Annotated in this window: 29 protein-coding genes and 1 pseudogene; 19 read left to right on the plus strand and 11 right to left on the minus strand. The window is 70.9% G+C overall.

All coding sequences use genetic code 11. The annotated features are described in order from the left end of the window. Positions 1-498, plus strand: coding sequence for a hypothetical protein (locus QMF80_RS15030; RefSeq protein ID WP_283453379.1), 498 nt, complete (start codon positions 1-3; stop codon positions 496-498). 318 nt (positions 499-816) lie between these two features. Here the strand turns inward: QMF80_RS15030 and QMF80_RS15035 are convergent, their stop codons facing one another. From QMF80_RS15035 to QMF80_RS15045, 3 genes are all read right to left on the minus strand, one after another. After that, positions 817-2,181, minus strand: coding sequence for a dihydrolipoyl dehydrogenase family protein (locus tag QMF80_RS15035; RefSeq protein WP_283453381.1), 1,365 nt, complete (start codon positions 2,179-2,181; stop codon positions 817-819). Then, the gene (locus QMF80_RS15040; protein WP_283453383.1) at positions 2,132-2,707 is read right to left on the minus strand and encodes a glycoside hydrolase family 15 protein; all 576 of its coding nucleotides are present in this window, start codon (positions 2,705-2,707) and stop codon (positions 2,132-2,134) included. The genes QMF80_RS15035 and QMF80_RS15040 overlap by 50 nt, the downstream gene beginning before the upstream one ends. 93 nt (positions 2,708-2,800) lie before the next feature. Further along, positions 2,801-4,303 (minus strand): SulP family inorganic anion transporter, encoded by a 1,503-nt coding sequence (locus tag QMF80_RS15045; RefSeq protein WP_283453385.1) that lies wholly within the window; start codon positions 4,301-4,303, stop codon positions 2,801-2,803. A gap of 415 nt (positions 4,304-4,718) precedes the next feature. Between QMF80_RS15045 and QMF80_RS15050 the strand changes: the two genes are divergently transcribed. From QMF80_RS15050 to QMF80_RS15065, 4 genes are all read left to right on the plus strand, one after another. Beyond that, positions 4,719-5,129, plus strand: coding sequence for a MerR family transcriptional regulator (locus QMF80_RS15050; protein WP_283453387.1), 411 nt, complete (start codon positions 4,719-4,721; stop codon positions 5,127-5,129). Positions 5,130-5,199: 70 nt separating this feature from the next. Beyond that, the gene (locus QMF80_RS15055) at positions 5,200-5,421 is read left to right on the plus strand and encodes a hypothetical protein (protein ID WP_283453388.1); all 222 of its coding nucleotides are present in this window, start codon (positions 5,200-5,202) and stop codon (positions 5,419-5,421) included. Positions 5,422-5,596: 175 nt separating this feature from the next. Further along, positions 5,597-6,919, plus strand: a complete 1,323-nt coding sequence (nhaA, locus tag QMF80_RS15060; RefSeq protein WP_283453389.1) for a Na+/H+ antiporter NhaA — start codon at positions 5,597-5,599, stop codon at positions 6,917-6,919. Further along, positions 6,919-7,470, plus strand: a complete 552-nt coding sequence (locus QMF80_RS15065; RefSeq protein WP_283453391.1) for a PGPGW domain-containing protein — start codon at positions 6,919-6,921, stop codon at positions 7,468-7,470. Before nhaA ends, QMF80_RS15065 begins: the two co-directional genes overlap by 1 nt. Here QMF80_RS15065 and QMF80_RS15070 read toward each other — a convergent pair. From QMF80_RS15070 to QMF80_RS15080, 3 genes are all read right to left on the minus strand, one after another. Continuing rightward, the gene (locus tag QMF80_RS15070; RefSeq protein WP_283453393.1) at positions 7,441-8,121 is read right to left on the minus strand and encodes a haloacid dehalogenase type II; all 681 of its coding nucleotides are present in this window, start codon (positions 8,119-8,121) and stop codon (positions 7,441-7,443) included. The genes QMF80_RS15065 and QMF80_RS15070 overlap by 30 nt on opposite strands. A gap of 433 nt (positions 8,122-8,554) precedes the next feature. Next, positions 8,555-8,824 (minus strand): anti-sigma factor family protein, encoded by a 270-nt coding sequence (locus tag QMF80_RS15075; RefSeq protein ID WP_283453395.1) that lies wholly within the window; start codon positions 8,822-8,824, stop codon positions 8,555-8,557. 50 nt (positions 8,825-8,874) lie between these two features. Beyond that, positions 8,875-9,432 (minus strand): RNA polymerase sigma factor, encoded by a 558-nt coding sequence (locus QMF80_RS15080; protein WP_283453397.1) that lies wholly within the window; start codon positions 9,430-9,432, stop codon positions 8,875-8,877. A 217-nt stretch (positions 9,433-9,649) separates the two neighbouring features. Between QMF80_RS15080 and QMF80_RS38315 the strand changes: the two genes are divergently transcribed. After that, positions 9,650-9,904 (plus strand): anti-sigma factor family protein, encoded by a 255-nt coding sequence (locus QMF80_RS38315; RefSeq protein ID WP_502962851.1) that lies wholly within the window; start codon positions 9,650-9,652, stop codon positions 9,902-9,904. Positions 9,905-9,973: 69 nt separating this feature from the next. On the opposite strand, the gene QMF80_RS15085 is transcribed toward QMF80_RS38315, so the two are convergent. The 3 genes from QMF80_RS15085 to QMF80_RS15095 all read right to left on the minus strand — a co-directional run bounded on the left by QMF80_RS15085 (position 9,974) and on the right by QMF80_RS15095 (position 12,865). Then, positions 9,974-11,053: a methyltransferase domain-containing protein gene (locus QMF80_RS15085; RefSeq protein ID WP_283453399.1), complete on the minus strand. Its 1,080-nt coding sequence runs from the start codon at positions 11,051-11,053 to the stop codon at positions 9,974-9,976. A 250-nt stretch (positions 11,054-11,303) separates the two neighbouring features. After that, on the minus strand, positions 11,304-12,089 hold the full coding sequence (locus QMF80_RS15090) for a TVP38/TMEM64 family protein (protein ID WP_283453401.1): 786 nt from the start codon (positions 12,087-12,089) through the stop codon (positions 11,304-11,306). Next, positions 12,086-12,865: a class I SAM-dependent methyltransferase gene (locus tag QMF80_RS15095; protein ID WP_283453403.1), complete on the minus strand. Its 780-nt coding sequence runs from the start codon at positions 12,863-12,865 to the stop codon at positions 12,086-12,088. Before QMF80_RS15095 ends, QMF80_RS15090 begins: the two co-directional genes overlap by 4 nt. Before the next feature lie 261 nt (positions 12,866-13,126). On the opposite strand from QMF80_RS15095, the gene QMF80_RS15100 reads away from it, so the two are divergent. From QMF80_RS15100 to QMF80_RS15150, 11 genes and pseudogenes are all read left to right on the plus strand, one after another. Then, positions 13,127-14,536: a dihydrolipoyl dehydrogenase family protein gene (locus QMF80_RS15100; protein ID WP_283453405.1), complete on the plus strand. Its 1,410-nt coding sequence runs from the start codon at positions 13,127-13,129 to the stop codon at positions 14,534-14,536. Next, positions 14,533-14,994 (plus strand): MauE/DoxX family redox-associated membrane protein, encoded by a 462-nt coding sequence (locus QMF80_RS15105; protein ID WP_283453408.1) that lies wholly within the window; start codon positions 14,533-14,535, stop codon positions 14,992-14,994. The genes QMF80_RS15100 and QMF80_RS15105 overlap by 4 nt, the downstream gene beginning before the upstream one ends. Then, the gene (locus tag QMF80_RS15110) at positions 14,994-16,427 is read left to right on the plus strand and encodes a radical SAM protein (protein WP_283453410.1); all 1,434 of its coding nucleotides are present in this window, start codon (positions 14,994-14,996) and stop codon (positions 16,425-16,427) included. The genes QMF80_RS15105 and QMF80_RS15110 overlap by 1 nt, the downstream gene beginning before the upstream one ends. Positions 16,428-16,431: 4 nt before the next feature. Next, positions 16,432-17,220 (plus strand): MTAP family purine nucleoside phosphorylase, encoded by a 789-nt coding sequence (locus QMF80_RS15115; RefSeq protein WP_283453412.1) that lies wholly within the window; start codon positions 16,432-16,434, stop codon positions 17,218-17,220. Further along, positions 17,217-17,891 (plus strand): TIGR04282 family arsenosugar biosynthesis glycosyltransferase, encoded by a 675-nt coding sequence (locus tag QMF80_RS15120; RefSeq protein WP_283453414.1) that lies wholly within the window; start codon positions 17,217-17,219, stop codon positions 17,889-17,891. Before QMF80_RS15115 ends, QMF80_RS15120 begins: the two co-directional genes overlap by 4 nt. Further along, complete coding sequence (locus QMF80_RS15125; RefSeq protein ID WP_283453416.1) at positions 17,888-18,616, plus strand: TIGR04283 family arsenosugar biosynthesis glycosyltransferase; 729 nt, start codon at positions 17,888-17,890, stop codon at positions 18,614-18,616. Before QMF80_RS15120 ends, QMF80_RS15125 begins: the two co-directional genes overlap by 4 nt. 47 nt (positions 18,617-18,663) lie before the next feature. Beyond that, positions 18,664-20,340 carry a radical SAM protein gene (locus QMF80_RS15130; protein ID WP_283453418.1) on the plus strand — a complete coding sequence of 559 codons (1,677 nt, stop codon included), beginning with the start codon at positions 18,664-18,666 and terminating at the stop codon, positions 20,338-20,340. 29 nt (positions 20,341-20,369) lie between these two features. Further along, complete coding sequence (locus tag QMF80_RS15135) at positions 20,370-21,554, plus strand: Rossmann-fold NAD(P)-binding domain-containing protein (protein ID WP_283453420.1); 1,185 nt, start codon at positions 20,370-20,372, stop codon at positions 21,552-21,554. A gap of 82 nt (positions 21,555-21,636) precedes the next feature. Further along, a complete protein-coding gene (locus tag QMF80_RS15140; protein ID WP_283453421.1) occupies positions 21,637-22,116 on the plus strand; it encodes a hypothetical protein in 480 nt (159 codons plus the stop codon). Positions 22,117-22,457: 341 nt separating this feature from the next. Further along, positions 22,458-22,574: pseudogene (locus tag QMF80_RS15145) on the plus strand (Crp/Fnr family transcriptional regulator); the annotation flags it as partial. A 91-nt stretch (positions 22,575-22,665) separates the two neighbouring features. After that, complete coding sequence (locus tag QMF80_RS15150) at positions 22,666-23,040, plus strand: Crp/Fnr family transcriptional regulator (RefSeq protein ID WP_283453423.1); 375 nt, start codon at positions 22,666-22,668, stop codon at positions 23,038-23,040. Positions 23,041-23,178: 138 nt separating this feature from the next. Here QMF80_RS15150 and merA read toward each other — a convergent pair whose 3' ends face one another. After that, positions 23,179-24,603: a mercury(II) reductase gene (gene merA, locus QMF80_RS15155; protein ID WP_502962852.1), complete on the minus strand. Its 1,425-nt coding sequence runs from the start codon at positions 24,601-24,603 to the stop codon at positions 23,179-23,181. Between the two features lie 121 nt (positions 24,604-24,724). Here merA and QMF80_RS15160 point away from each other — a divergent pair, with 121 nt between their 5' ends. Together QMF80_RS15160 and merT are read left to right on the plus strand one after the other, a co-directional pair. Next, positions 24,725-25,105, plus strand: coding sequence for an ArsR/SmtB family transcription factor (locus QMF80_RS15160; protein ID WP_283453425.1), 381 nt, complete (start codon positions 24,725-24,727; stop codon positions 25,103-25,105). Then, on the plus strand, positions 25,102-25,401 hold the full coding sequence (merT, locus tag QMF80_RS38320; RefSeq protein ID WP_502962853.1) for a mercuric ion transporter MerT: 300 nt from the start codon (positions 25,102-25,104) through the stop codon (positions 25,399-25,401). The genes QMF80_RS15160 and merT overlap by 4 nt, the downstream gene beginning before the upstream one ends. Here merT and QMF80_RS15165 read toward each other — a convergent pair. Then, on the minus strand, positions 25,343-25,684 hold the full coding sequence (locus QMF80_RS15165; protein ID WP_283453586.1) for a carboxymuconolactone decarboxylase family protein: 342 nt from the start codon (positions 25,682-25,684) through the stop codon (positions 25,343-25,345). The genes merT and QMF80_RS15165 overlap by 59 nt on opposite strands. Positions 25,685-25,857: the final 173 nt, after the last annotated feature.

The raw sequence follows: 25,857 nt of genomic DNA on the forward strand, positions 1-25,857 counted from the left end.
GTGGCCCGCATCAGCGACGCGACCCGGCGGGACAACGAGACGGCCATTCGGCAGGTCATGGAACGGCTGCTTGCCGGTGACGTTCCCGCGGGCGGCAAGTGCGACATCAAGGCCCTCGCGACCCGGGCCGGGGTTGCCCGCACCGGTTTCTATCCCAAGAAGAACCGCGACGGCTCGCCGCGGCCGGGCCCCTACCAGCACCTGGCGGAGGAGTTCGAGCGACGGCTGGCCGAGCTTCGGGAGACGGGCGTGATTCCAGACCCGCGGGCTGCACAGATCGAGCGCCTCAAGGAACAGGTCTCCGGGCTGAAGGAGCGCCTCGCCGCGCGTGACGCGCAGATCGATGGTCTCACTGACTTCCGGGGGCGGGCTCTGTCGCAGATCGCCGCCCAGAGGATGGAGATCGAGCGGCTTCGCGATGTCTTGGCCGCACCGTCGAATGTCCGGGCTCTGCCGAACAGCCCAAGAGCGAGTGCGCCGTACGGATCGTGCAGCTGACCGCCCGCTCCAGCACCGGTTTCGGCTGGCACCCGCGCAAGGTGCGGTACTGCGGCGCCTGCAGGAGCGTTCATGTACAGGGGGCGGAGCATCCGGTCGAAGATCCGGCAGGCCGGCCTCGCCCAGGCCCTTCGGCGCAGCCGCCAGCACGTCCCACGGCTGGTCCCGGTGCCGTCGGCGTCCGCCCATCCCGGTGGGGGCCGAGGTGATGCCGACGCCGGCCAGGCCAAGTGCCGCATCAGGGGTACGCGGCAGCGCTGATGCACGTCACCGGGCGCTGAGCGGCGCACCGCGCCGGCTCCTCGGCTGATTCGGGCGTCAGTTGCTGCGGAGCGCCGTGAGTGCGTCTTCCACGGCGCGGTGGAACGTGGGGTAGGCGTACATCATGTGCCGCAGCCGGTCGACAGGGACCTCGGCATGGACCGCCACCACGAGGCCGTAGAGGACCTCGCCTCCCATGGGGCCGATGGAGGTGGCGCCGACCAGTACCCCGCGGTCCACGTCCTCGACGAGTTTGATCAAGCCCTCGTTGCCCGCCTTGTGGATCCAGCCGCGGGCTGAGGACGGCACCTGGGCGGTACCGGTGCGCACCCGCAGGCCCCGCTCACGGGCCTGGGCCTCGCTCAGCCCCACCGAACCGACCTCCGGATCGGTGAAGGTGACCCGGGGCAGGGCGCGGTAGTCCGCGCCGGGTCCGGGTTCGCCGAGGACGGCACGGACCGCGATCTCGGCCTGGTACATCGCGACGTGCGTGAAGGCTCCGCGCCCGGTGACGTCTCCGACGCCCCACAGGCCCGGGCCCGCTCGCAGCTGCTCGTCCACGTCCAGGGCGCGGGCGTCGGGGTCGAGGCCGACCGTCTCCAGCCCGAGCCCCGCCAGGTTGGCGCGCCGGCCGGTGGCCACCAGCAGCCGCTCCGCGGTGAGTTCCTCGCCGCCGTCGAGGGTGAGGGTGAAGGTATCGCCGTCGTGGCGTGCCTGGGTGGCCTGTGCCCCGGTGCGTACGGTGAGGCCCTCGGCGGCCAGCACGTCGGCGAGCAGACCGCCCGTTTCGGGCTCCTCCGCCGGCAGCAGCCGTTCCGCCGCCTCGACGATGGTGACCGCCGTACCGAAGCGGGCGAAAGCCTGGGCCAGCTCGACGCCCACCGCCCCTCCACCGAGCACCATGAGCGAGTGCGGGTTCTCCTTGGCGGCGGTCGCGTCGCGGTTCGTCCAGTACGGAACGGTGTCCAGACCCGGCACCGGGGGGATCTGCGGGCGGCTGCCGGTGGCGAGCACCACGCCGCGCCGTGCGGTGAACTGCCGACCGTCGATCTCGACTCGCCCTGGCCCGGCCAGCCTGGCGCGCCCGCGGACGAAGTGACCGCCCTTGCCGGTGAACCGGTCCACGGCCACCTGATCGTTCCAGTCGTCGGTCGCCTCGTCGCGGATCCGGGAGGCGACCGGTGCGAAGTCCGGAGTGACCTGCGCCTGCCCCGCCATCCCCGGGATGCGGCGGGCCTCCGCGAGCAGGTTCCCGCCGCGGATCATCATCTTGCTCGGGATGCAGGCCCAGTACGGGCACTCCCCGCCGACCAGCTCCGCCTCGACCCCGACGACGTCCAGCCCTTCCTCGGCCAGGCGCTCGGCGACATGCTCACCGCCCACGCCCATCCCGATCACCACGACATCGGTCTCCTGCACCATGTCCGTCTCCTCGCTGAGGTACTCCGGGGTCTTTCCTGGTGTACCGGGAACCCGGTGGGCTCTCCCTGTCCTTCCCTTCCGGTCCCCCGTGCGGCGGCGTGGGAACGCCTCGCTTCATAGCGCTACCGCAGTGCGACGTGACAGCACCGGCGGGTGCGTACGTCACCGTCCTGCGCGCTCCATCGCGACGGGTCGACGCCGTGGCGAGTGTTCCGTCGGCCTGGTCGATGGCCGCAGCCGCGTTGATCAGCCCGACGTGGCTGAACGCCTGCGGGAAGTTCCGGAGCAGTTCGCCGTTGTGCGGGTCGCTCTCCTCGGTGAGCAGCCCAAGGTCGGTGGCGAAGCCGGCGACGCGGTCAAACAGGGCCTTCGCGCGGTCAGGGTGGTCGGCGCTGGCGAGGGCCGAGGCGAGCCAGAACGAGCAGAGCACGAAGGTGCCCTCGCTTCCCGCGAGTCCGTCGATGTTCCGGTCGTCGGTCAGCCGGTAGCGCAGTACCAGCCCGTCCTCGGTGTGCTCCCGGGCCATCGCCTCGATCTTGCTCGGGCAAAGGACCGATTGTGCGAACGGCGAAAGACCCCCAGCCGACGGCGGGGGCCCTCGCGTTCTGTAGGAGCCGGGTCAGTGGCTGGTGAGTTCGCCGGTGAGCTTGCCGTGAAGGTCAGCGCTGGGGTCGTTCAGGCCGATGATCTCAACGGTCTTGCCGCGCTGGGCGTACTTCGTCTCGATGGCGTCCAGGGCGGCGACCGAGGAGGCGTCCCAGATGTGGGCAGCGGTGAGGTCGATGACGACCCTGTCGGGGTCGCCCGCATAGTTGAACTGGCCGACGAGGTCGTTGGACGAGGCGAAGAACAGCTCGCCGGTCACGGAGTAGACCACCGTGGTGCTGTCCGGGTCGGTAACGGCGGTGACGTTGGCCAGGTGGGCGACGCGCTTGGCGAAGATGACCATCGCGGTGACAGAGCCGACGACGACACCGATGGCGAGGTTGTCGGTGGCGACCACGCAGATCACGGTGATCACCATGACAGCGATCTCACCGGCAGGCATCCGCTTGAGGGTCTTGGGCGCGATGGAGTGCCAGTCGAAGGTGCCGAAGGCGACCAGGATCATCACCGCGACCAGTGCGGCCATGGGGATGTCGGAGACGACCGGGCCGAAGACGATGCACAGCACCATCAGGAACACGCCGGCCAGGAAGGTGGACAGGCGCGTGCGGGCTCCGGCCACCTTCACGTTGATCATCGTCTGGCCGATCATGGCGCAACCGCCCATGCCGCCGAAGAAGCCGGTGACGATATTGGCGATGCCCTGGCCGATGGACTCGCGGGTCTTGGAGGAGTGGGTGTCGGTGATGTCGTCGACGAGCTTGGCCGTCATCAGGGATTCCATCAGGCCGACCAACGCCATCGCGAAGGCGTACGGGGCGATCGACGTCAGGGTGTCCATCGTGAACGGCACGTCCGGCAGGCCGGGCACCGGCAGCGAGGACGGCAGGGCACCCTTGTCGCCCACGGTCGGCACCGCGATCCCGGCAGCCACGGTGATCACCGTCAGGATGACGATGGAGACCAGCGGCGCCGGGATCACCTTGGTGACCTTCGGGAAGAACACCATCAGCGCAAGCCCGCCGATGATCAGCGGATAGACCGCCCACGGAACGTCGTGCATCTCAGGAACCTGGGCCATGAAAATCAGGATCGCGAGAGCGTTGACGAAACCGACCATCACCGAGCGCGGTACGAACCGCATCAGCTTCGCGACGCCGAGCGCGCCGAGCGCGACCTGGATAACGCCCGCCAGGATGACGGCAGCGATCAGGTAGCCCAGACCGTGCTCACGGTTCAGCGGTGCGATCACGAGGGCGATCGCGCCGGTGGCGGCGGAGATCATCGCCCGGCGGCCGCCGACGATCGAGATGACCACGGCCATGGTGAACGAGGCGAACAGACCGACCGCCGGGTCGACCCCGGCGATGATCGAGAACGAGATCGCCTCGGGGATCAGGGCCAAGGCGACGACCAGGCCGGCGAGCACCTCGGTGCGCCAGACCTTCGGATTGTTCAGCCAGTCCGGACGCAGGCCGCGCAACCGCGCGGCGGGAGAGACGACGGAAGAAGACAAGAGAACAGGAACCTGTCGTGTTCGGGCACACCCCGCGCCGACGGGCCGAGGTGTACGGGAAGAGTGCGGAAGACCGAGGTGGCACCCCGCGGACGGCCCGCAAGATCGGGCCGGAAGTCTGGAGCGACAGAGCAGCAGGGCGTGGATTCGCGACCGGGGCGCTCGTCAGGAGTGAAGCATCACGGCGGGCAGGCGGCGGCGCAGGGCACCATGGACACGCGCACGCTTCTCTCCTGCAAGGCTCGGGATCTTCGCCGGGGGAGCCATCGGCCCCCGACACGGAAGTGGGCTGAGGACGGCGCCGGGCCGCCCCTCAACATCAGCAACTCTACCCTAACGTTAGAGTAGGGGGAGATCGAGGCCGCACGGGACGCGACGCCGCTACTGAGGAACGAGAAGGGCCAGGACCACGGACGTGGACAGCGAGCACATGCAGATCGGCGAAGTCGCCGCGCGGACCGAACTCTCCCTGCGCACCATCCGGCACTACGAGGAGACCGGCCTGGTCATCCCCTCCGCCCGCTCCCAGGGCGGCTTCCGCCTCTACACCGAGGCCGACGTGCAACGACTCATGGTCATCCGCCGCATGAAGCCGCTCGGCTTCACCCTCGACCAGATGCGCGACCTCCTCGACGCCACCGACCGCCTCGACAGCGACGAGGCCCTCGGCTCCGCCGAGCGCGAGGCCCTGCTGGGCCGCGTGCGCGAGTACGAGCAGGCCGCCACCGAGCAGGTCGACAAACTCCGGGTCCAGCTGGCCCGCGCCGAGGACTTCGCCGAAACGCTCCGCACGCGCCTGCACCAGGCCGCACCTGCCACATCCTGACCCGCAGGCCCGTCTGGCAGACCAGACACACCCCGACCTGCACGTGACGAGAGTCCCCCAGGAACCCCGTATGGATCGCCCGCGCCTCCCGGGCCACGCCGCCCGAAGCCCCGCGGTGACCCCCCGGCCCGCCAGCTGTCCGGCCCTCGCCCTACTGGTGGTGGGCGCGATCCTCACGAACGCGGGAGCCATCCTTTACACGGTGCCCGCCGGGCGGCCTGAGGTGTACGCGGTCGCCGCACTGATGCTCGCGGCAGGTGCTGCCTGGCGGCGTGCCGCCCGCCAGGGCTGATCACAACCTGACACCGATGTGATCTTGGGGAGGCGTGCGGGGCGGACAGCGTTCCCCCCGGTGGATACGGTGTAAGGAACGCGTCAAGAAAAGGCGCGCGGTGTGCCGGGAAGTCTGGTCGGCGTCCTGGGGGCAGTGTGCCCTCGTCTCGTCGACACACCGGAGGCCCACTGCCATGGCCGGCGCCCGCTCCCCCTTCCTCGGTCTGCTGCCCCTGCCCGAGCGGCAGGCAATCACCCGCGCCCTGCGCACCGAGACCGTCGGCGGCCTGGTCCTCCTCGGCGCAGCCGTCCTCGCACTGATCTGGGCCAACAGTCCGTGGAGCGCGGCGTACACGTCCGTGCGCGACTTCCACTTCGGGATACCGGCCCTGGGCCTGGATATGTCGGTGGGGCACTGGACGGCCGACGGGCTGCTGGCCGTGTTCTTTCTCGTCGCCGGGATCGAGCTGAAACGCGAGCTCGTCGTCGGCGAACTGCGCACCCCGGCCACCGCGGCCCTGCCCGTCATCGCCGCGCTCTGCGGGATGGCCGTACCCGCCGCCCTCTACCTGGCCACCGTCACAGCCGGCGGAGGCAGCAGGGCCGGCTGGGCGGTCCCGATGGCCACCGACATCGCCTTCGCCCTAGCCGTGCTGGCCGTCCTGTCCACGCACCTGCCGGCCGCGCTACGCGCCTTCCTCCTCACCCTGGCCGTGGTCGACGACCTGGGCGCGATCCTGATCATCGCGATGTTCTTCACCTCCGACCTGAACCTGTGGGCGCTCGCCGGCGCCTTCGCGGGCCTGGTGCTCTTCTACCTCCTGCAGCGGCTGCGGGTCCGCGGCTGGTGGTGGTACGTGCCACTCGGACTGGCGACCTGGGCACTGATGTACAACAGCGGCGTCCACGCCACCGTCGCCGGCGTCGCCATGGGCCTGATCCTGCGCACCACCCGCGACAAGGGCGAGAATGTCTCGCCGGCCGCCCGGGTCGCGCACCGGGTCCACCCGCTCTCCGCAGGCATCGCGGTGCCGCTGTTCGCACTGTTCGCCGCCGGGGTGAGCATCTGCGGCCCGGCCCTGGGCGCGGTGTTCACCAGCCCCGAACCCCTCGGTGTCGTGATCGGCCTGGTCGCCGGCAAGACACTGGGCATCTTCGCCGGGACCTACCTGGCCGCCCGCTTCACCCGCGCCCAGCTCAACCCCGATCTGGCCTGGGCCGACGTACTCGGTCTGTCGATGCTGGCCGGGATCGGCTTCACCGTCGCCCTGCTCATCGGCGAACTCGCCTTCCCCGGCGGCCAGACCGGCGAGCACGTCAAGGCCGCCGTCCTGGTCGCCTCGCTGATCGCCGCAGTCCTCGCCGCTGTCCTGCTGCGCAGGAGGAACACCGTCTACCGGCGCCTGTATGAGGCGGAGAACATCGACGCCGACGCCGACGGCATCCCCGACATCTACCAGCACGACACCACGGCGACAGAGGGCACCGCCGCCCGGCCGGACGGGCAGCCCACCTGATGGCCGGCGGCGATGCCTCACCGCTGGCACCCGTGATCGTCATCGCGGCCCTGGTCATCCGCACGGCCATCACCGAGCTCCGCCGCCCGGGCAGTGCCCGGAGCCAGTGGACCTTCGCCACGAACCCCCGGGCCATGGCGGCCGGTGCGACGGCAGCCGCGGCCACGATCTTGATCGGCGGTACCCGCTTCGGCTGGGCGGCCGCCGCATGGGCTCTGCTCGCCGGGGCGCTCACCGCCTTCCTCACCGGCCGCGACAGCCAGGCCGCCTCATCTCGCCCGAGCAAGGAGCAGCCGGTGTCGGAGCGACAGGTCGGAAGGGTGATGGCCGCCATCGGCGCACCGCTCACCCTGGCCGGTGTGGCGATGTACTTCCTGCCCGGCCCCGGCTTCCCCGTCCTCATCATCGGTCTGGCCCTGCTCATCACCGGCCTCGTCATGACCGCATCCGCCCGCCGGTATGTGCCGTTCCCGGCGGTGGGACAGCGAGGGAGCATCACACCGGCCGGGAAGGTACGGGGCCTATGCGAGTGCCTGCGCGAGTTCCCGTAGGTCCTCGGCCGTGTGCGTGGGATTCAGCATGACCTGCGGATAGTGCGCCGCTCCCCGCCGCAGCCATGCGCCGCGGAGTCCGGCGCGCTGTGCACCGTCGATGTCCCACGGGTGAACTGCCACCAGCACTGCTTCGTCCGGGCGTACTCCAGTCTGGTCCACGACGTACTGGTAGGCAGCTCGGGCCGGTTTCCAGCGGCGCGGCCCGCTTACGTCCAGATGGCCCTCGAAGCAGTCCGTGAGTCCTGCTCGGCCAAGGAGCCGTTCGCTGAGTTGCGAGCTGCCGTTGGTCATGGTCACCAGCCGAAATCCCCCCTCGCGAAGACCACGGACGCCGTCGGACACATCCGGATGCACTTGAAGGCGGGACAACCCGTCCAGCACGTGACCGGCCGCCTCCTCGACGTCGCCGGACCACCCTGGCACGCTCGGCAACAACCCCCGCAATCCCTCTCGCGCCACGGCGGAGAACTCCGCGAACGCTCCGGCAGCGGTGAGTGCGAAGCCATCACGGAGGACGCCTGCGAACCAGAGGCGGAACAAGGACGGCGGGGCGCCGATCTCCTCGAAGCGGCTCTCCAGCGGGCTCATGTCGCTGAGTGTCTCGTTGACATCGAACACGAGTACGTCGCGGGCGTTCTGGCGCGGCACAGTGCCCTCCAAAAATCATAGGCGAACGAATTGCCAGCTTCCTGTCGAAGCCTTTCTGTGCCCTGAACTGAGCGTACGCACGCGGCGCAGTCGCGGCACGCCCCGACCGTCTTCCAGATGGCCAGAAGCTCCGGAGTCCGGTCAGCCGGCCGGGGCCAGGGCGGGACCGGCGTCCAGCGCGGCCAGGAAGCCGACCCGCACGTCGGTCCGTGCGCGCGCCGTGCACACCGCCGGTCGGCCCAGCACAAGCGGCAGGTCTCCGCCTATGCCGCACGGATGCAGTGGCCCGACGACACCCGGTCCCGTCCTCGGCCCGTGACGTGTGCCCAGCTCTCCGCTGGGGACGATCCACGCCGTGTCGGGAAGCGCTCCGTAAGCGATGACGTTCTGTTCTTGAGGAGCCGCTGAGAAGCCTCTCCTCTCGGAGAGTTCCCTACGCGCCTGTCGGAGGCGTCGTGCCGTGTTCCGCGTCATCGTCTCCGGTCGGCGGGTCGTGCAGGAGCGATGCACCAAACGCCTGCAAGCGCTCCACCGCTTGGCTGTCGGGCTCCGTGCGGCGGGCCAGCGCGTTGTGGATCTCCTGGTAGACGGACGCCTCCAGGCCGCAGCGGCGGCAGTCCTCCAGGTGTGCCGAGACACGGCGCGCGGTGACCTCGTCGGTTTCGCCGTCGAGGTAGGACTGCAGCACGCGGGCGACCTGCATGCAGTTCATTCGGCGCTCGGCCGCTGCACGCCGCCACCATGGACGCCTCTTCACATCACACCTCGCTTCGGTGCCAGTCCGGCCGTGGCCAGCCGCGCCCGTATCCGTTTGCGCGCCCGGTGCAGCCGGCTCATCACGGTGCCTTCGGGCACGTCCAGCAGGTGGGCGGCCTCGGCATAGGTGAGGCCGTCGATGTCCACCAGCTGCACCACCTGACGGTGCTTGTCCGGCAGCGCGCACAGGGCCTCGTCCACCACCTCGTCGAACGCCTCACCCACCACGATCTCTTCCGCCGACCCGCTGGGGCCCGTGGTGGTGAGCCGGTCCAGATCGGTGTCCGGGTCGTCCAGGAGGTGGGGACGGCGGCGTCGGTGGCGGTTGATCTCGGCTCGCCGCATGATCGTCAGCAGCCACGCGCGCGGGTGCTTCCCGTCGAAGCGGTCCACGGCCCGGTAGGCGCGCAGAAGAGTGTCCTGCACGAGGTCCTCGGCATCCGCCGGCTGCGCGGTCAGCGTCATCGCCACCCGCAGCAGTACCTCCACCTCCGGCAGCACATAGGCGGCGAACGCCTGACCTCGAGGGTCCGCGGGGTCAGGCGGCGCTGTCACTTCGTCTTCCACACGGTGGAAACCCCTTCTCCCCGGACCCGCATTCCATCCTCTTCATCCTTCTGCTTCCCGGCCCCCGGGCGCCACTGTGGTCAGTGGCAAGGTGAGGAGCTTGTGCGGGGGCTGGAATGCCGCGTGCGGCGAGACGGGTTTCCGCTGTATGAAATGGCAGCGCGTTCCCGGGCCCGGGCGAGTGTGGGCCGAGTGCCGGGAGAAAATGCGGCATGTGCGGCTGCGCGGTGACGTGGAAGCGTACGCCGACGGGCAGCTCACCGGTGCGCACCGCGTGCGGGTGGCCGCCCACATCGCCTGCTGCTGGGCCTGCAGCGGCAGTCTGCAACTGCTGCGGCTGGTCAAGACATCCCTCCGGCACCATCCCCAGCGGACGCCCCCGTCTCTCGCGTCAGCCCGGGTACGGCGCTTCGCTCATCACCTCACCACGCCGCCGGGCCGGGACCGGCCCCGCCGTTGAAGGACACCGAGCCTCACCGATCTCGCGCGAACCCTGGCGGCCGGGCGTCCCGGTGGCCCGGCGTGCCGGTCAGCAGCAGCCCGACGGTGCGCCCATGGCCGGCACGGCTGCCCCGTCCACGGGATCGCAGGGGAACAGGCCGAAGTGGTGGCTCTTGTCGCCGGTGACGGTGAAGTGGGCCGCGTATCGGGTGGCGGCGAGCATGTCGGCGGTGTTGCCGCAGACGAGCATCGGCTTACCGGTGCGGAAGCGGTGGTGGTCGTCGAGGTCGAAGGCGTGCGGGTGCTCGGCGACGGTGCCGCGGTAGACGGCGACCTGGCCGTAGTCCTCGCAGCGGTCCTCCAGGGGGAGCTTGAAGGCGCGGACGGTGCGGGAGGTGAAGGCGGCAAAGCCGATCTTCCGCTCGATGTCCGGGTCGCTGATCTCCACCGGAGAGGCGGTGACGGTGCGGGCGTCCGGGCAGCCGGCACGGTCCAGGATGCGCCGGAAGTCCTCGGTGTACAGGGCCCCGGCGAGGCATTCGCCGACGAGGACGGGATCGTCGAGGAGGGGGGTGGGCAGGCGGCGGTCGGCGAAGATGTCGGAGAAGTACAGCTCGCCGCCGGGCTTGAGGACGCGGAAGATCTCGGAGAAGACGCGCGGCTTGTCCGGCGACAGGTTCAGGACGCAGTTGGAGACCACCACGTCCACGGAGGCGTCCGGGATGCCGGCCGTGGCCAGGTCTTCGATGTAGCCGTGGCGGAAGTCGGTGTTGGCGTAGCCGAACCGTTCGGCGTGCCAGTCCTGATGGCGACGCGCCACGGCCAGCTGTTCCTCGGTCATGTCGACGCCGATCACCCGGCCGGTTGGCCCGACCAGTTGGGACAGCACGTAGACGTCCCGCCCGCTGCCGCAGCCCAGGTCGAGCACAGTGGCCCCGTCAAGTCCGGGCGGGATGGGCGAACCGCAGCCGTAGAAACGCTCCATGACCTCGTCGTGGACCTGCGCGAGAGCCGCCGCGATGTGGGGCGGCGGTGCCGTGTCCGTGCAGCAGGCCGAGGTCTTCAGGTCCGCGGAGGAGGCGAGCACCTTTCCGTAGTAGTCCCTGACCGATTCCGCCACGGACGAAAGGGGCGTCTGCTGCCCCGGGGATACGTCAATCGTCGCCATGTCTCTCCCTGGTGGTCCCTCGTGCTCCGGCCGGTGGTTCGCCGGGGCCGCGACGGGAACCCGCTGTGCGGCGGTTGCCATTCCCCCTCCGCTGTGCCGTGATCCGGACGGGTCTCAGGTCAGCGGCGATCAACCACCGGGGTGCAGGGCTGATGCCGCCCACCGCGCTCCGAGGCGCGGTGGGCTACCTCCAACATCAGCACGGACTTCCTGCCTCACGGGACGTTCGCCGGCGGCGTCCTCCGGGCCGTCACCGGCTACCGGCAGCCGCGCCGGCCTCGACGCTGCGGGAGCGGACCAGCCGTGCCGCCCACCAGCCGCCCGCGCTCAGCACGAGCAGAGCGCCCAGCGCGATCCACAGCCCCGGGGAGCCGGGGTCGCCCAGGGAACCGCCGAGCCCGGTGTAGACGACCGTGCCCGGGATGATGCCCAGGGCCGTGGCGGTCACGTAGGAGGAGAAGCGGACACCGGCCACCCCCGCCCCGTAGTTGATCACCGAGAAGGGGAACAGCGGCACCAGCCGCACGAGCAGCACGGCAGCGAACCCACGGCGTGTCAGGTAGGCGTCCAGCCGGGACAGCCGCCCCGACCCGGCATAGCGGGATACGACCGGACGCCCCAGCCAGCGGGCGAGACCGAACGACAGGGCCGCACCCGCCGTCGCTCCCACGAGCACGGCCGCCACCCCCAGCGGCAGCCCGAACAGCGCCCCCGCGGAGGCGGTCAATACTGAGCCGGGCAGCAGTGCCGTCACGGCCAGGGCGTAGCAGACCGCGAAGACGACCGGCCCCCACATGCCGAGCGAGTCGACCCACTGGCGCACCTCGCGCAACAGGTCCCCGCCTCCCAGTGCCACCCAGGCCCCGAGCGCCACCAGCAGGACCACGAGGAAGGCCAGCCGTATCCACGCCGCGCGCGCCGGCCTCCGCGCCACCCCGTCCAGGCCCGCGCCGGAATCCGGGCCGGTGTCGGAATCCGGGCCGGTGTCGGGCGGCGTGGGCTCGGTGGCGGAGGAGGGGGTTGCCTGGTGGTTCATAGCGGCTCCTGTGACGGTGGGTCGGCGGGAAGTTCGGCCACCACGCGGCGCAGCGGCAGCTCCAGGCGGCGCCTTGGGGCCGCCCACCGTGTCAGGGAACGCTTGGCGGCCTGGGAGCGATCGGGTGTCAGATCGGGCAGGTACAGGGCGTCGGCCAGCAAGGAAGCCGCGTCGGCCGAGTCGACGGCGAGGGTGAAGACGCGTCGCTCGTCTGTGCGGACGCGGAAGCCCGCCGTGCGCAGCACAGCGGGCAGCCCGTCGCGGGCCTGCGGGTTGGGCCACGGCTGGCGTAGGGAGCGCAGGGCTGCCATGACCCGGAGCCAGCCGAGTATGCCGGACGGGGAGAGCCCGGACTGGGAGGGCACCAGCGCCACGAGCACCCCTCCGGGTCGCAGTACGCGTCGGATCTCCCCGAGGACCTGCGGCAGGGGGGTGACGACCGGCAGGCACATGGCCGCGCAGACCGCCCCGGTGCTCGCGGAGGCGGCCGGAAGCGCGTCCGCACCGGCCCGGATTAGCGGTCCGCGGCCCCGGCGTGCCGCTTCGGCGAGTTCTGCCGCCGACAGGTCGATCCCGACCCAGTCGGCGTCCGGGAGTTCGTCGCGGGTGGGTGCCGAGCCGCAGGCCAGATCGAGGACCGTGCCCTCGATACCGCGCAGCGGTTCGGCCAGCCAGGCGTAGGGGGAGGTATCGGCCAGGGCGAAGAGCTGCTCGGTGATGCCGGGGTGCGCCTGGTGGTAGGCGGCGATGAAGCGCCGCCAGTCCGGTTCGTCCATCCAGCCTTCGCCCCTCATCCGATCTTCCGACCTGTGGGGCCGCTCGCCCCTTGTGCTTCGCGTCGGGAACCCTGCCGGGCCAGTCCCCCATTCCGTTTCGGACACGCCGGACCCGCACGGATCGCGAGGAAGGGCCATCGTGGCCGTGATCGTGGGGCTGAGAAAGGGAAGGCCCTGGCTGTGTCAGCGGGTTTCCCCCACGTCCCACGATCGCGCGCAGCCCATCCCACGGCGCCCCACCGACTGGAGAGAGTCCGCACCATGAACAGGTACGACCTGGTGGTCATCGGCGGCGGAAGCGCCGGCCTGACCGCGGCCCGCACCGCCGGTCGCTTCGGCGCCCGGACGCTGCTCGTCGAGCGGGACCGACTGGGCGGAGACTGTCTGTGGACGGGGTGCGTACCGAGCAAGGCGCTGCTGCACGTCGCATCCGACGTCCAAGCGGCCCGCCGAGCCGCTGCCTACGGGCTCCCGCCGGTGACCGGTCCGGCCGACCTCACGGCGGCCATGGCGGAGGTGAAACGGGCGATCGGTGCAATCGAACCGCACGACTCGGCCGAGGCACTCGCCCCGTACGGAGTCGACGTCACGTACGGCTCGGCGTCCTTCACCGGCCCGGGAACCCTGACCGCAGGCGAGCAGGAGGTCTCCTTCCGGTACGCGCTGATCGCCACGGGCTCCTCGCCGGCCCTGGTGCCGGTCCCCGGCCTGGCCGAGGCCGACCCGCTGACCAGCGACACCGTGTGGGAGCTGTCCGAACTCCCGCGCCGCCTGGTGGTGCTGGGCGGTGGGCCCATCGGCTGCGAGCTGGGCCAGGCGTTCGCCCGGCTCGGATCGCAGGTCACCCTCGTGGAGGCGATGGAACGCCTGGTGCCCCGCGAGGAACCCCGGGCGGCACAGGTGCTGCGGGAGCGGCTGGAGGCCGAGGGCGTCACCGTGCTGACCGGCTACCGCGCCGAGAGTGTCGATGCCGATGCCGTCCAGGGGCCCGGTGGCCCTCTCCCGTACGACACACTGCTGGCCGTCACAGGTCGCCGCGCCAACACCCGGGGCCTCGGCCTGGAGGCGGCCGGTGTGGAGCTGACCGACACCGGTCACGTCCGCACCGACGACCGGCTGCGCACCACCAACCACCGGATCTACGCCGCCGGCGACGTCACCGGCCGTTCCGCCTTCACCCACCTGGGCGGCACGCAGGGCGGAGCGGCTGTCACCGACGCTCTGCTGGGGGTGCGGCGCCCCATCGACTATCGCGCGGTGCCCTGGGTGACGTACACCGACCCCGAGATCGCCCGGGTCGGCCTCACCGCCGACGAGGCGCGCGAAGAGTACGGCGACAGCGCACGCGTCCACACGATGGAGAACGACCGGGTCGACCGGGCCGTCGCCGACGGCCGCACCGAGGGCTTCACCACCCTGGTCCTTGGCCCGCGCGGGAAGATCGTCGGAGCCACCGTGGTGTCTCCGAGGGCCGGGGAGACCATCGCCCATCTGGCGGCGGCGGTGCGCCTGGGCTGGTCGCCCTCGGACTACGCGCGCACTGTGCACCCCTACCCCACCTACGCCGACGGGCCCTGGCATACGGCACTGGCCGATGTCTACGCCCGCCTGGCCCGTGGCAGCGGTCCCATCGGCGCGCTGCTGAAGCTCCGCAGAGGGGTGATCCGGTGATCCTCCGCATCGTTCTGGGCGCCGTCCTCGCGGCGATGGCGCTGGGCCAGATCGCCTCGTTCGACGCGATGCCCGCCATCCTGACCGCCTACGGCCTGACCTCCGGAGCGGCCTCGACAGCTCTGGCCGTGGCCCTGATCAGCGCTGAGGCGGTGACGGCCGGCTGGTTCCTCACCCGGCCCCGCTCCCGCGCCGCCACGCCCGTCTGGCTGTACACGGGCGTCGCCCTGGTGTGGTCGGCCCTCGCCGCCCAGGCGTTCGCCCGCGGACTCGTCCTGGACAACTGCGGCTGCTTCGGCACGTATGCCACCCAGCCGCTGCGCTGGTACGTCCTCGTCGAGGACGCCCTGATGCTGCTGTACGCCTGCCTGCTGTGGCGCGCACTGCGACGGGCCCGGCCCACCCCCCTCACCGACCGAACCTCCACGGCAGCCCCGACACCGCAGGAGAACCACTGATGCGGATCATCGCGGCACTACGTGCCCTCGAACACGCCACCCGCCCCTACGACACCGAGTTCACCGAGGCCATGGAACGCCGCTGGGCGGAACTCCCCGACGCGGCCAGAACTCCCGGCCAGATCCTGGGGCGGCACGGCGTCGGCTGCGAGGGCACCCACGGCGTCTTCCCCAAGTGCAACCTCAAGTGCACCCCCTGCTACCACTCCCGGGACGCCAACCAGGTACGCATCGACGGCCCGCACACCCACGAACAGCTCGCGGCCCAAATGGGATTGCTGCGCAGGCTGCGGGGTCCCCGCGCCCACACCCAGCTCATCGGCGGCGAGGTCAGCCTGCTCACCCCCGACGACCACGCCGCCGCGCTAGCGATCATGCGGGAGCACGGCCGGGAACCGATGAGCTTCACCCACGGCGACTTCGACGACGACTACCTCACCCGCCTCGCGCTCGGCCCGGACGGCACGCGGCGGTTCGGGCGGCTGTCCTTCGCCGCGCACTTCGACAAGTTCATGTACGGCAGGCGAGGCATCGAACGCCCGCCCGACGAGCAGTCGCTGAACCCGTACCGGGCGCGGTTCGCCGCCATGTTCGCCCGTCTGCGGCGTGAGCACGGAGTGCGGTTCTTCCTCGCCCACAACATGACCGTCACCCCCGGCAACCTCGACGAGATCGCGGATGTGATCCGTGACTGCCACGCCATGGGCTACGGCATGTTCTCCTTCCAGCCCGCAGCCTTCCTCGGCGACGAACGCCGCTGGAAGGAGAAGTTCCGCGAGGCGACCCCGGACGCGGTGTGGGCGGAGATCGAACGCGGCGCCGGAACCCGGCTGAACTACCGGGTCTTCGAGAACGGCGATGTGCGCTGCAACCGCACCGCCTACGGCTTCTACGTCGGCCGCCGCTGGTACCCGTTCCTCGACGGCGGCGACCCGCGCGACCTCGCCGTACGCGACGCGTTCTTCCGCTACTTCGGGAAGATGACCTTCACCGGCACCCCGCCCACCCTTCTCGCGGCAAGGATCGTGCGGGTGGTGGCCCGCCACCCGTCCACCGCGGTGACAGGGCTGCGCTGGCTGGCCTGCACCGCCCGCCGCGTCGGGCTGCTGCGGCTCGTCCACCACCGGATGCGGGTGCGCCCGGTCACGTTCGTCATGCACCAGTTCATGGACGCCGAGGTCGTCGCCCCGGCCTGGGAGATGATGCAGCGGGGCGAGCAGGCCGCGGAGCCCCGGCTGCGCGAGACCCAGGAGCGGCTGGCCGCCTGCCACTACGCCATGGCCCACCCCGAAACCGGCACCCTCGTCCCCGCCTGCGTGCAGCACGCCGTACTCGACCCCGCCGAGAACGCCGCGCTGCGCACGTTGCTCCCGATCGTCGAAGTCCGCACCACCACCGACCGTGCGTCCGGCACGTCACCGAAGGAGAAGTAGTTTCATGCGCATAGGTGTGATCACCGGCTCCGGCAGCTACGACTGGCCCCACCTGGAAGAGGCCGCGGAGCGGACCGTCGTCACGGACCACGGCGCGGTCACCGTCACCGAAGGACGCCTGGGGAACACGGAGATCGTGCAGCTGTCCCGGCACGGCGCCGGTCACCACCGGCTCTCCAGCCAGGTCGACCACAAGGCCAACCTCGCCGCCCTGCTGGCCTGCAAGACAAAGGCCGTGGTGTCCTTCACCGTCTGCGGCTCCCTCGACCGGGAGCTGCAGCCGGGCTCGCTGGTGGTCTTCGACGACCTGTACTTCCCCGCCAACCGGCTGCCCGACGGAACCCCCTGCACCTGGTACGACACACCCGGCGAGGCCGGGCGCGGCCACTGGATCTTCGAGAAGCCCTTCAGCGAACCGCTGCGCCAAGCGCTCATCACGGCCGCCGGGCAGAGTGGGGTGCCGGTCGCGACGCGGGGTGTGTACGGGCACGTCGACGGCCCCCGTTTTAACTCACGCCCCGAGGTGGCCGCCCTGGCCGCGGCCGGGGTCAGTGCCGTCAGCCAGACCGCCGGCCCGGAGGTCGTCCTGGCCGGTGAGGCCGAACTGCCCATGGCGCTGGTCGGTTTCGTCACCGACTACGCCAACGGCGTCGCCCCCGAACCGGAACCGGTAGAGGCGTTGCTGGAGCGCATGGCGGCGAGCAAGGAGGTCTTCGCCACGCTGGCCGGGCACGCGCTGCCTTCCCTGAGCGCCGTGAGCGGGGCCGGTTTCGTCTACCGGTTCGACACGTGAACGCCGCCGGCCACGGGGGCACCCCCGCGATCCTGGTCATGGCCAAGGTGCCCCGGCCCGGCACGGTCAAGACCCGGCTGCATCCCCTGCTGGGCCCGCAGCGCTGCGCGGAACTCCAGGCCGAACTCATCCGCCACACCATGGCCGTCATCACCGCCCACACCCCGCGCACCTACCTCGCCTACGCGCCGGACGACGGCGCGGACGCCCTCAGCGCGGCGGTGCCGGTCGGTGTCCGGTTACTCGTCCAGCGCGGTGAAGACCTCGGACAGCGCCTGGCCGCTGCTGCCACCGAGGCTTTCGCCGACGGCGCGGGCCCGCTGCTGGTCATCGGCACCGACGCGCCGACCCTCACCGCCGACCATCTGAGCGCAGCGTTCACCGCCCTGGAACACCATGACGTGACGCTGGGCCCGGCGCTCGACGGCGGCTACTACCTGATCGGCCTTCGAGCACCCCACACCATGATCTTCGCCCTCGACCCGGATGTCTGGAGCACGGACCGGGTCCTCGCGGCGACCCGTGCCCTCGCCGACGGCGAAGGGCTGAGCGTGGGAATGCTGCGTCCGCTGCGAGACCTGGATACCCCCGAGGACGCTGCCGTGCTCCTGACGGATCCGGTGCTGCCCACGCCGATCGCCGCCCTGCTCCAGCCCGAGGTGAGGCCATGACGCAGGTGTCGATCATCGTCCCGGTCCTGAACGAGGAGGCCACGATCCATGGTGCGGTGAGCCGCCTGTGCCGGGACTTCCCCGACTGCGAGCTGATCGTCGTGGACGGCGGTTCCACCGACGCCACCGCCGAACTCGCCGCCCTGCACGCCACCGTGATCGGCAGTGAGCGCGGCCGGGCCCTGCAGATGAACGAGGGCGCCCGGCACACGTCCGGCGACATTCTGTGGTTCATCCACGCCGACACGGCCATCGAGCCCGAAGCCCTGGGCCAGATCCGGGCCGCGCTCGCCGACCCGACCGTGGTCGCAGGCGGCCTCACCCTCCGCTTCGACCGCCGGACACCCGGCCTGAACTACCTCGCGTGGACATCCAACGCCCGCGCGCGGCGCCTCCATCACATCTTCGGCGACCAGGCCATGTTCATCCGCCGCACCGTCTTCGAGGCTCTCGGCGGCTTCCCCGCCCTGGCGATCATGGAGGACCTGGAGATGTCGCGGCGCCTGCACCGCCGCGGCCAACTGCGCCTGCTGCCCGCCACGTCGACGGCCTCCTCACGCCGTCTTGTTGCTCACGGGACCTGGCGCATGATCGCCTTCATGCAGTACCTGAAGCTGCTGTACTTCGCCGGCGTCGACCCAGAGGCCATTCGCGCCCGCTACACCGCAGGCCCCCGCCTCTTGCCGAACAGAAGCCCGAGAGCGGCACGAACCAGACGCATCTGAACGCCCCCTTGTTCCTTTCGCCCTCGACACTTTTGGAGACCGACCTCATGCGCATCGCAGTCTGCGGAGGGCCCTACGGCAACCCGTACGCCCTCCAGGCGTTCGTCGACGACGCCCGTGCCCGGGGCGCCGAGCGGCTGTTCTGTCTGGGAGACCTCGGCGGATTCGGCGCCGACGTCGACGCGCTGTGGCCGATCCTCACCGACAACACCGTCGAGTGCGTCGCCGGGAACTACGACGTGGCCATCGCCCGCGGCGACACCGACTGCGGCTGCGGCTACCGCGACCCGAAGGACAACGAGTACGCCCAGCTCATCTACGACCACACCCTCGCCACCACCAGCCGCGACTTCGCCGCCTGGATGGGCACCCTGCCCACCGAGCGCCGGGAGACCATCGACGGCGTCGACGTCCACATGGTCCACGGCTCCACGCTGGCGCTGAACGACTTCTGGTGGGAGTCGCTCCCCGAGGAGCAGCACCGCCAGCGAGTAGAGGCGTCCGGGGCCTCTGTCGTGCTGTGCACCCACAGCGGTCTGCCCTGGCAGCGACGCGTCGGCGACACACTCGCCGTCAACGTCGGCGTGCTCGGCAAACCCGCCAACGACGGCCGCCGCGAGGTCTGGTACGCGATCCTCGACCTCTCCGACGGGCACGTCACCGCCGAACTGATCCCCCTCGCGTACGACTGGCGGAGGCAAGCCGCCTCGATGCGAGCTGCGGGGCTGCCCGAGATCTTCGCCGAGACCATCGAGACCGGCTGGTGGACCACCTGCCTGGAGATCCTGCCGCCGCAGGAGCGTTCCCGGGGCCGCTACCACCTCTACCGCTCCACCCTGCCCTCCGGCTTCCGCCCGGCGGACGACGGCTGGGGAGAGACCACGCCTCAGGCCCTTCAGAGCGACCGGCCGGTGGTCCCGCTGTTCGGCACCCCCTACTTTCCCTCCCGGCTGTGGATCTACACCAATTTCCACTGCAATCTGGCCTGCGACTACTGCGCGGTCGCCTCCTCCCCGAAAGCACTCGCCCGCAGCCTGCCCACCGACATCTTCCGCGCCCTGGTCGACGAGGCCGTACAGGCCGGGTTCACCGAGCTGTACCTCACCGGCGGTGAGCCCTTCCTGCACCCTGACATCGTCTGCCTCCTCGACTACGCCTCCGCCGAGCTGCCCACCGTCGTGATGACCAACGCGATGCTGCTGCGTGGCCGGCGTGCCGCCGGCCTCGCGGATCTGGCCGGCCGCAAGCTCACCGTCCAGACCTCCCTGGACGGCGCCACCGCCCATACCCACGACATTCACCGCGGTTCCGGCTCCTGGCAGCGCACCCTCGACGGCATCCGCCACCTGATCAGCATGGGACTGCCTCCGCGCGTCGCCCTCACCGAAACCCCGGAGAACACCCACGAGGTCTCCGCGGTCGCCGAGCTGCTGGCCGGACTCGGCCTGCCCGCCGGTCACTTCGCCGTACGGCCGCTGCTGCGCCGAGGATTCGCCGAGAGTGGAGTGGAGATCGGTGAGGACTCCAGCATCCCCGAGCTGACCGTCACCGCCGACGGGCTGCACTGGCACCCCGCTGGCGCCGACCTCGCCACCAGCCCCGATCTCTATCTCGCGCCCGCCGGAACCCCGCTCACCGCGGGCCAACAGCTGGTCACCGAGCGGTTCTTCGCCGCCCGCCTCACCGACGGCACCCTGCCCCGCCCCGTCCACTGCGCCATCTGAGACGCACGCGTACCGAAAGGAAGTCGACCATGCAGCGACACGTCGCGATCCTCGGCGCCGGGCCCATCGGCCTCGACGCCGCTCTCGCCTGCGCCGACGCGGGATGGGCGTTCACCGTCTACGAAGCCGGAGAGACGGTCGCCGCCCACGTGCGGGCCTGGGGCCATGTCTGCCTCTTCACTCCGTGGGACCTGAACGTCTCGGGCCGGATGCGGACCCACCTGCCGGGCGCCCCGGCCGGCGGCGACTGCCCCACCGGGGCCGACCTGGCCACCCGCCTGCTCGACCCGCTCGCCGCACTGCCCGCCCTCGAAGGCCGGATCAGGCTACGCACCCGCGTGGCCGGCATCGCCCGCACCGGCCTGCTCAAGCACGAGCACATCGGCACCGGCACCCGCGCCGCCGCCCCCTTCGCCCTCCTCCTGGACACCCCCGACGGCGAGGACACCGCCGCGGCGGACCTCGTCCTGGACTGCACCGGCACCTACTCCCACCCCAACACCCTGGGCCCCGGAGGCATCCCCGCCCCCGGCGAACGCGCCCTCGCCGACCGCATCACCCGTACCCTCCCCGATACCGGCGACGCCGGCCGCTGGGCGGGCACCGTCCTGCTCGTCGGCGCCGGAAAGTCCGCCCAGACCGCGGCCCGCGACCTCGCCGTCCTGCCCGGCACCCGTGTCCAGTGGGCGGTGCGCGGTACGGCGCCCGACTGGGGCGCGGTCCCGGGCGACACGCTGCCCGGCCGCCGGCACCTCGTGGACACCTCCTGGGCCCTCGCCGACGGTGCCAACGACCGCGTCACCCTCCACACCGGCGCCCACGTCCAGGCCCTGAGCCCCGACGGTGACCGGGTCCGCGCCTGTCTCGCCACCGAGGGCGGCCCGCGCGAGATCGTCTGCGACCACGTCGTGGCACTGACCGGCTACACCGGCGACGCCTCCCTCTACCGGCAGTTGCAGGTCCACGAGTGCTACGCCACCGGCGCCCCGATGAACCTCTCCGCCGCCCTCCTCGGCTCCGCGGGCGGGGACTGTCTCGCCCAGCCGTCCGTCGGGATCGAGGCGCTGCGCAATCCCGAGCCGCACTTCTTCATCCTGGGCGCCAAGTCCTACGGCCGCCTCAACACCTTCCTGCTGCGCACCGGCTACGAGCAGATCGGCCAGCTCGCTGCCGCGTACGCCGCAGAATCGCTGCTGCTACCTGCCGGTACGTAAGCGTGATCACATACCTTCCCCATGCACTGGTCATAGCGTCGACAAGGAAGGAAGCCACCCGCAGACAGAGAGGTCGTACATCATGGCAACCACCGCGCAGGTATCGCCGAGAACCGCCGTCTTGCCGCTGCACGCCGCCTGGGGCGCTGCTGCCGGCGTGGTCGGAGGCATCGGCATGGGGATCTGGATGTCCGTCTCCAGGCCGATGATGGACACCGCGATGATCACGATGGTCGCCGGTCTGCTGGGCTCGACGAACGCCGTCGTGGGCTGGCTCATCCACCTGGCCATCGCCGTCTCCTTCGGTCTGGCCTTCGGCGCGCTCCTGGGGAACTACGCCCAGAAGATGCTGCCCTCAGCTGTGCTCGGGCTGGGGTACGGCGTCGTGGCCTGGCTGATCGGAGCGATGTGGATCATGCCCGCGAACATGGGCATGCCGGTCTTCGAGTGGAACGACGTCACCAGCTCCAGCTTCGGCGCCCATCTCGTCTTCGGGCTGCTGCTGGGACTGGCTTTCGCCTGTATCGCCTCGATGATGGGCAAGCGCACAGGGTCGGCCTGAGCATGGCACGCACACCGCCCAAGTCAGCAGGCACCCCGGGCGCGCCCCCGCCCCGGGGTGCTCCACCGGAGGGGTTTCCTTCACTCGAAGGGGCACAGGTGGGCAGAGACGTCCCTGTCGAGGGACAGGTGCCCTACTGTCTGGCTGAGGGTGCCGACGCCCTGGCGGACCCGCCCTGGGGTGCGGCACCACCGCCCTGGGCCCCGGGCCGACGCGAGGACATAGCCCGCATGCGCGAGAACCATCACGAAGACGCCGACCGTACCTGGTGCCTGTCCGAAGTCGACATCTTCTGCGACCTGAGCGAGCCGGAGATGGCGGCCATCGCGGCAGCCGCACCGATGAAGACCTACACCGCCGGCGAGATCCTCTACTCCCCGCCCCAGCCGTGCGAGGTGCTGTTCATCCTCAAACGCGGACGCATCCGCGTCTTCCGCGTCTCCGCCGAGGGCCGCGCCCTGACCGCGGCGATCATCAACCCCGGCACGATCTTCGGTGAGATGGTGCTGCTCGGGCAGCGCATGTACGGCAACTACGCCGATCTGCGTGATGAGCCGCGACGACGTCCACCGGCTGCTGCTCTCGGAGCCGAGGATCGCCGCCCGGATCACCGCGATCCTCGGCCGCCGCCTCGCCGACCTCGAACAGCGCCTGTCCGACACCGTCTTCAAATCCGTCGCCCAGCGCGTCGCCTGCACCCTGATCACCCTCATCCCCGCGAAGCCGCCCAGCCGGCCACTGCGCCCCATGGCCGGACACCCACAGGTCACCCTCACCCATGAGCAGGTGGCAGCCCTGGCCGGCACGTCCCGCGAGACGGTCACCAAGGTGCTGCGTGACCTGGCCGACCGGGGCCTGCTGCGGCTGGGCCGGGGCCGCATCACCGTGCTGGAGCCGGACCGGCTGCGCGACGAGGCCGGGTAGCGACCCCATCCGCGGCACGAAAGCCATCCACCTGCCCGCGAACTCCGTCCGTGAGGACGGCTGCGGGCCTGCTGTGTCCGTAGCGATGCGGCCCCACCGCCTATGCGGGACGCTGAGGGTCGGCGTGGCTCCGCGGGTTCACTCGGCGCAGCAGGACAGCATGTCCACATCCCGGGTGAAGGTCTGGGCGGCGAGTTTGAGGGCCTCGGTCATGGTCAGGTACGGGGCCCAGGTGTGTGCCAGCTGATCGACGGTCATTCCCGCGCTGATCGCGTACGTAGCGGCGGTGATGACGTCTCCGGCGCCTTCGGCGACGGCATGCACGCCGAGCACGCGGCCGGTGACCGCCTCGGCGACGATCTTCACCAGGCCGCGGGTGTCCCGGTTGACCAGCGCCCGGGGCACGTGCGCCAGCGGCAGCGTACGGCAGTCGCAGTCGATGCCGGCCTGAGCCGCCTGAGCGTCGGTCATACCCACCGAGGCCAGGGCGGGGCTGGTGAAAGTGACCCGGGGCAGGCTCGTATAGTCCAGCGACCGCCGCGAACCGTCGAAGGCGGCGTCAGCGACCAACGCACCCTGAGCCGCTGCGACATAGACGAGCTGCGCCTGGCCGGTGACATCCCCGGCAGCCCAGATCCTCGGATGCGTGGTGCGCGACCGCTCGTCCACGACCACCTCGCCCAGCGCACCGGTCTTCACTCCGACCCGCTCCAGGTTCAGTCCGGCGGTGACGGGACGACGGCCCGTCGCCATCAGCAGCTGCTCGGCCCGCAGGTCCCCGGCCGTGGTGGAAAGGACATAGCCGTCCGCGTCCCGCCGGACGGCGGTGACAGTCGTGCCGGTGCGGACCGCGATGCCCTCGTCCGCGAAGACCTCCTCGATCGCGGCGGAGACCTCCGGCTCCTCGAACGGGGCGAGCCGCTCCAGCATCTCGACCACGGTGACCCGCGTACCGAGCCGGGAGAAGAGCTGGGCCTGCTCCAGCCCGACCGCGTTACCGCCCACCACGACCACCGACTCGGGCAGCCGGCCCAGCTCCATCGCACTGGTGGAGGTCAGGTACCCGGCCTGCTCCAGCCCTTCCACGGCCGGCACCCACGGTGCGGCCCCCGTGGCGATCAGATAGTGCCCCGCCTCGATCCGCCTCTCACCGCCGTCCACGGACGTAACCCGTAGGACCGGGCCGTCGGCATCCCCACCGAAGGCGGCGCTGCCACGGATGATCTCCCAGCCGTAGCCGGCCGCGAGACTGGTGTACTTGTTGGCCCGCAAGTCCTCGACCAGTGCGTCCTTCCCCCTGATCAAAGCGGCAAGGCCGACCGGGACATCCTTCGCGGCCAGGCCGGGGAAACGCCCCGCAGCCTGGGCGGTGTGACGTGCCTCGGCGGCGGCCAGCAGCGCCTTGGACGGCACACAGCCGACGTTGACGCAGGTGCCACCGGTCGTCCCGCGCTCGATCATCACCACGCGCTTGCCCTTACCGGTCGCGGCGATGGCGGCGGCGAAGGCGGCCGACCCGGAACCGATGACCGCCAAGTCGAAACCGGCGTCCATACCTGTCATGACGCGCCTCTCTCCCAGTGCCGGGCCGCGCAGGACCCGCCACCTATTCGCTCTTCCGAATAGGTCAATACTGGCATACTATTCGGGTAGGCGAATAGTTCAAGGTATGGAGGCCCCTCGCATGCTCCAGCGCCCCACCCCGGCCGCACCGGCGGGCACCTGCCCGCACACCGACACGGTGGCGACGTTCTTCCGTGCCCTGGCCGACCCCACCCGGCTGAAGCTGCTGGAATTCATCCTCGGCGGCGAGCGCACCACCGCAGAATGCGTCGCCCACGCCCAGATCTCCCAGCCCAGGGTGTCGGTCCACCTGTCCTGCCTGACCGACTGCGGCTACGTGACTGCCCGACGCGACGGCCGCAGACTGCTCTACTCCGTCGGCGACCCGCGCGTCGCGGACCTGGTCGTACTCGCCCGCGCCCTGGCCGCCGACAACGCCACGGCCCTGGCCTGCTGCCCCCGCATCGACCCCGCACGCACCGAAGGAGGCGACCTCCGTTGAACGGCAACAGCCCAAGCCCCCGGCCGATCGGTGCACTGGCCGCCGTGGGGGCCGGGCTGGTGATGGTGGTCTGCTGCGCCGGACCGGTGCTGCTGGCCGGCGGCGCGTTCGGCGCCCTCGGTGGCGCACTGCGAAACCCCTGGATCATCGCGGCGGCCACCGCCGTGGTGGCCGCCGCGATCGCCGTGCTCGTCCGCCGCCGTCGCGCGGGCCGCAGCGCCTGCTGCCCGCCCGCGCTCAGCCCTGAAGGCCAAGAGCAGGTGGAACGTCCAGGTCGGTACGGGCGTAGTGGTTGAAGTAGTTCGTGAACAGGTTCGCCGCCACATGCGCGAACGCCTCGGTCAGCTCCACATCACTCCAGCCCGCATCCAGGCCACGCTGCCACGTCGCATCGTCCACCTCCCCGACCGCCGAAGCGACCTTGCGTACGACGGCGACCAGCGCGGCCAGCTTGGGATCGAAGTCGACCTCTCCGAGGCGGATGGCCACGGTCTGCTCCTCGCTCAACCCGGCCGCCTTGGCCGACAGAGTGTGGGCGGACTGGCAGTAGTCGCAGTGGTCGACCGCGCCGACCGCCAGCGCGACCGCCTCCCGCGTACGGGCGTCGAAGGTTCGTGCTCCGCGATCGCGTCACTCATCGCGGCGTACGCCGCCAGCACCACCGGCGAATGCACCATCTCCGCATGGATGTTCAGCAGCTTCCCGAACCGCTTCTCCAGCACCCGCAGCGCTTCACGGCTCTGCTCCGGAGC

Source organism: Streptomyces sp. G-G2 (assembly GCF_030063135.1).
In the GTDB taxonomy this organism is placed as follows: Bacteria; Actinomycetota; Actinomycetes; order Streptomycetales; family Streptomycetaceae; genus Streptomyces.

Coding starts and splice junctions, on each gene's coding strand:
- QMF80_RS15035 (WP_283453381.1), bottom strand. CDS start 2,181: ATGGTGCAGGAGACCGATGTCGTGGTGATCGGGATGGGCGTGGGCGGT.
- QMF80_RS15040 (WP_283453383.1), bottom strand. CDS start 2,707: ATGGCCCGGGAGCACACCGAGGACGGGCTGGTACTGCGCTACCGGCTG.
- QMF80_RS15055 (WP_283453388.1), top strand. CDS start 5,200: ATGGATCGCCCGCGCCTCCCGGGCCACGCCGCCCGAAGCCCCGCGGTG.
- nhaA (WP_283453389.1), top strand. CDS start 5,597: ATGGCCGGCGCCCGCTCCCCCTTCCTCGGTCTGCTGCCCCTGCCCGAG.
- QMF80_RS15065 (WP_283453391.1), top strand. CDS start 6,919: ATGGCCGGCGGCGATGCCTCACCGCTGGCACCCGTGATCGTCATCGCG.
- QMF80_RS15075 (WP_283453395.1), bottom strand. CDS start 8,824: ATGCAGGTCGCCCGCGTGCTGCAGTCCTACCTCGACGGCGAAACCGAC.
- QMF80_RS38315 (WP_502962851.1), top strand. CDS start 9,650: ATGCGGCATGTGCGGCTGCGCGGTGACGTGGAAGCGTACGCCGACGGG.
- QMF80_RS15085 (WP_283453399.1), bottom strand. CDS start 11,053: ATGGCGACGATTGACGTATCCCCGGGGCAGCAGACGCCCCTTTCGTCC.
- QMF80_RS15090 (WP_283453401.1), bottom strand. CDS start 12,089: ATGAACCACCAGGCAACCCCCTCCTCCGCCACCGAGCCCACGCCGCCC.
- QMF80_RS15095 (WP_283453403.1), bottom strand. CDS start 12,865: ATGGACGAACCGGACTGGCGGCGCTTCATCGCCGCCTACCACCAGGCG.
- QMF80_RS15100 (WP_283453405.1), top strand. CDS start 13,127: ATGAACAGGTACGACCTGGTGGTCATCGGCGGCGGAAGCGCCGGCCTG.
- QMF80_RS15110 (WP_283453410.1), top strand. CDS start 14,994: ATGCGGATCATCGCGGCACTACGTGCCCTCGAACACGCCACCCGCCCC.
- QMF80_RS15115 (WP_283453412.1), top strand. CDS start 16,432: ATGCGCATAGGTGTGATCACCGGCTCCGGCAGCTACGACTGGCCCCAC.
- QMF80_RS15125 (WP_283453416.1), top strand. CDS start 17,888: ATGACGCAGGTGTCGATCATCGTCCCGGTCCTGAACGAGGAGGCCACG.
- QMF80_RS15130 (WP_283453418.1), top strand. CDS start 18,664: ATGCGCATCGCAGTCTGCGGAGGGCCCTACGGCAACCCGTACGCCCTC.
- QMF80_RS15135 (WP_283453420.1), top strand. CDS start 20,370: ATGCAGCGACACGTCGCGATCCTCGGCGCCGGGCCCATCGGCCTCGAC.
- QMF80_RS15140 (WP_283453421.1), top strand. CDS start 21,637: ATGGCAACCACCGCGCAGGTATCGCCGAGAACCGCCGTCTTGCCGCTG.
- QMF80_RS15150 (WP_283453423.1), top strand. CDS start 22,666: ATGAGCCGCGACGACGTCCACCGGCTGCTGCTCTCGGAGCCGAGGATC.
- merA (WP_502962852.1), bottom strand. CDS start 24,603: ATGACAGGTATGGACGCCGGTTTCGACTTGGCGGTCATCGGTTCCGGG.
- QMF80_RS15160 (WP_283453425.1), top strand. CDS start 24,725: ATGCTCCAGCGCCCCACCCCGGCCGCACCGGCGGGCACCTGCCCGCAC.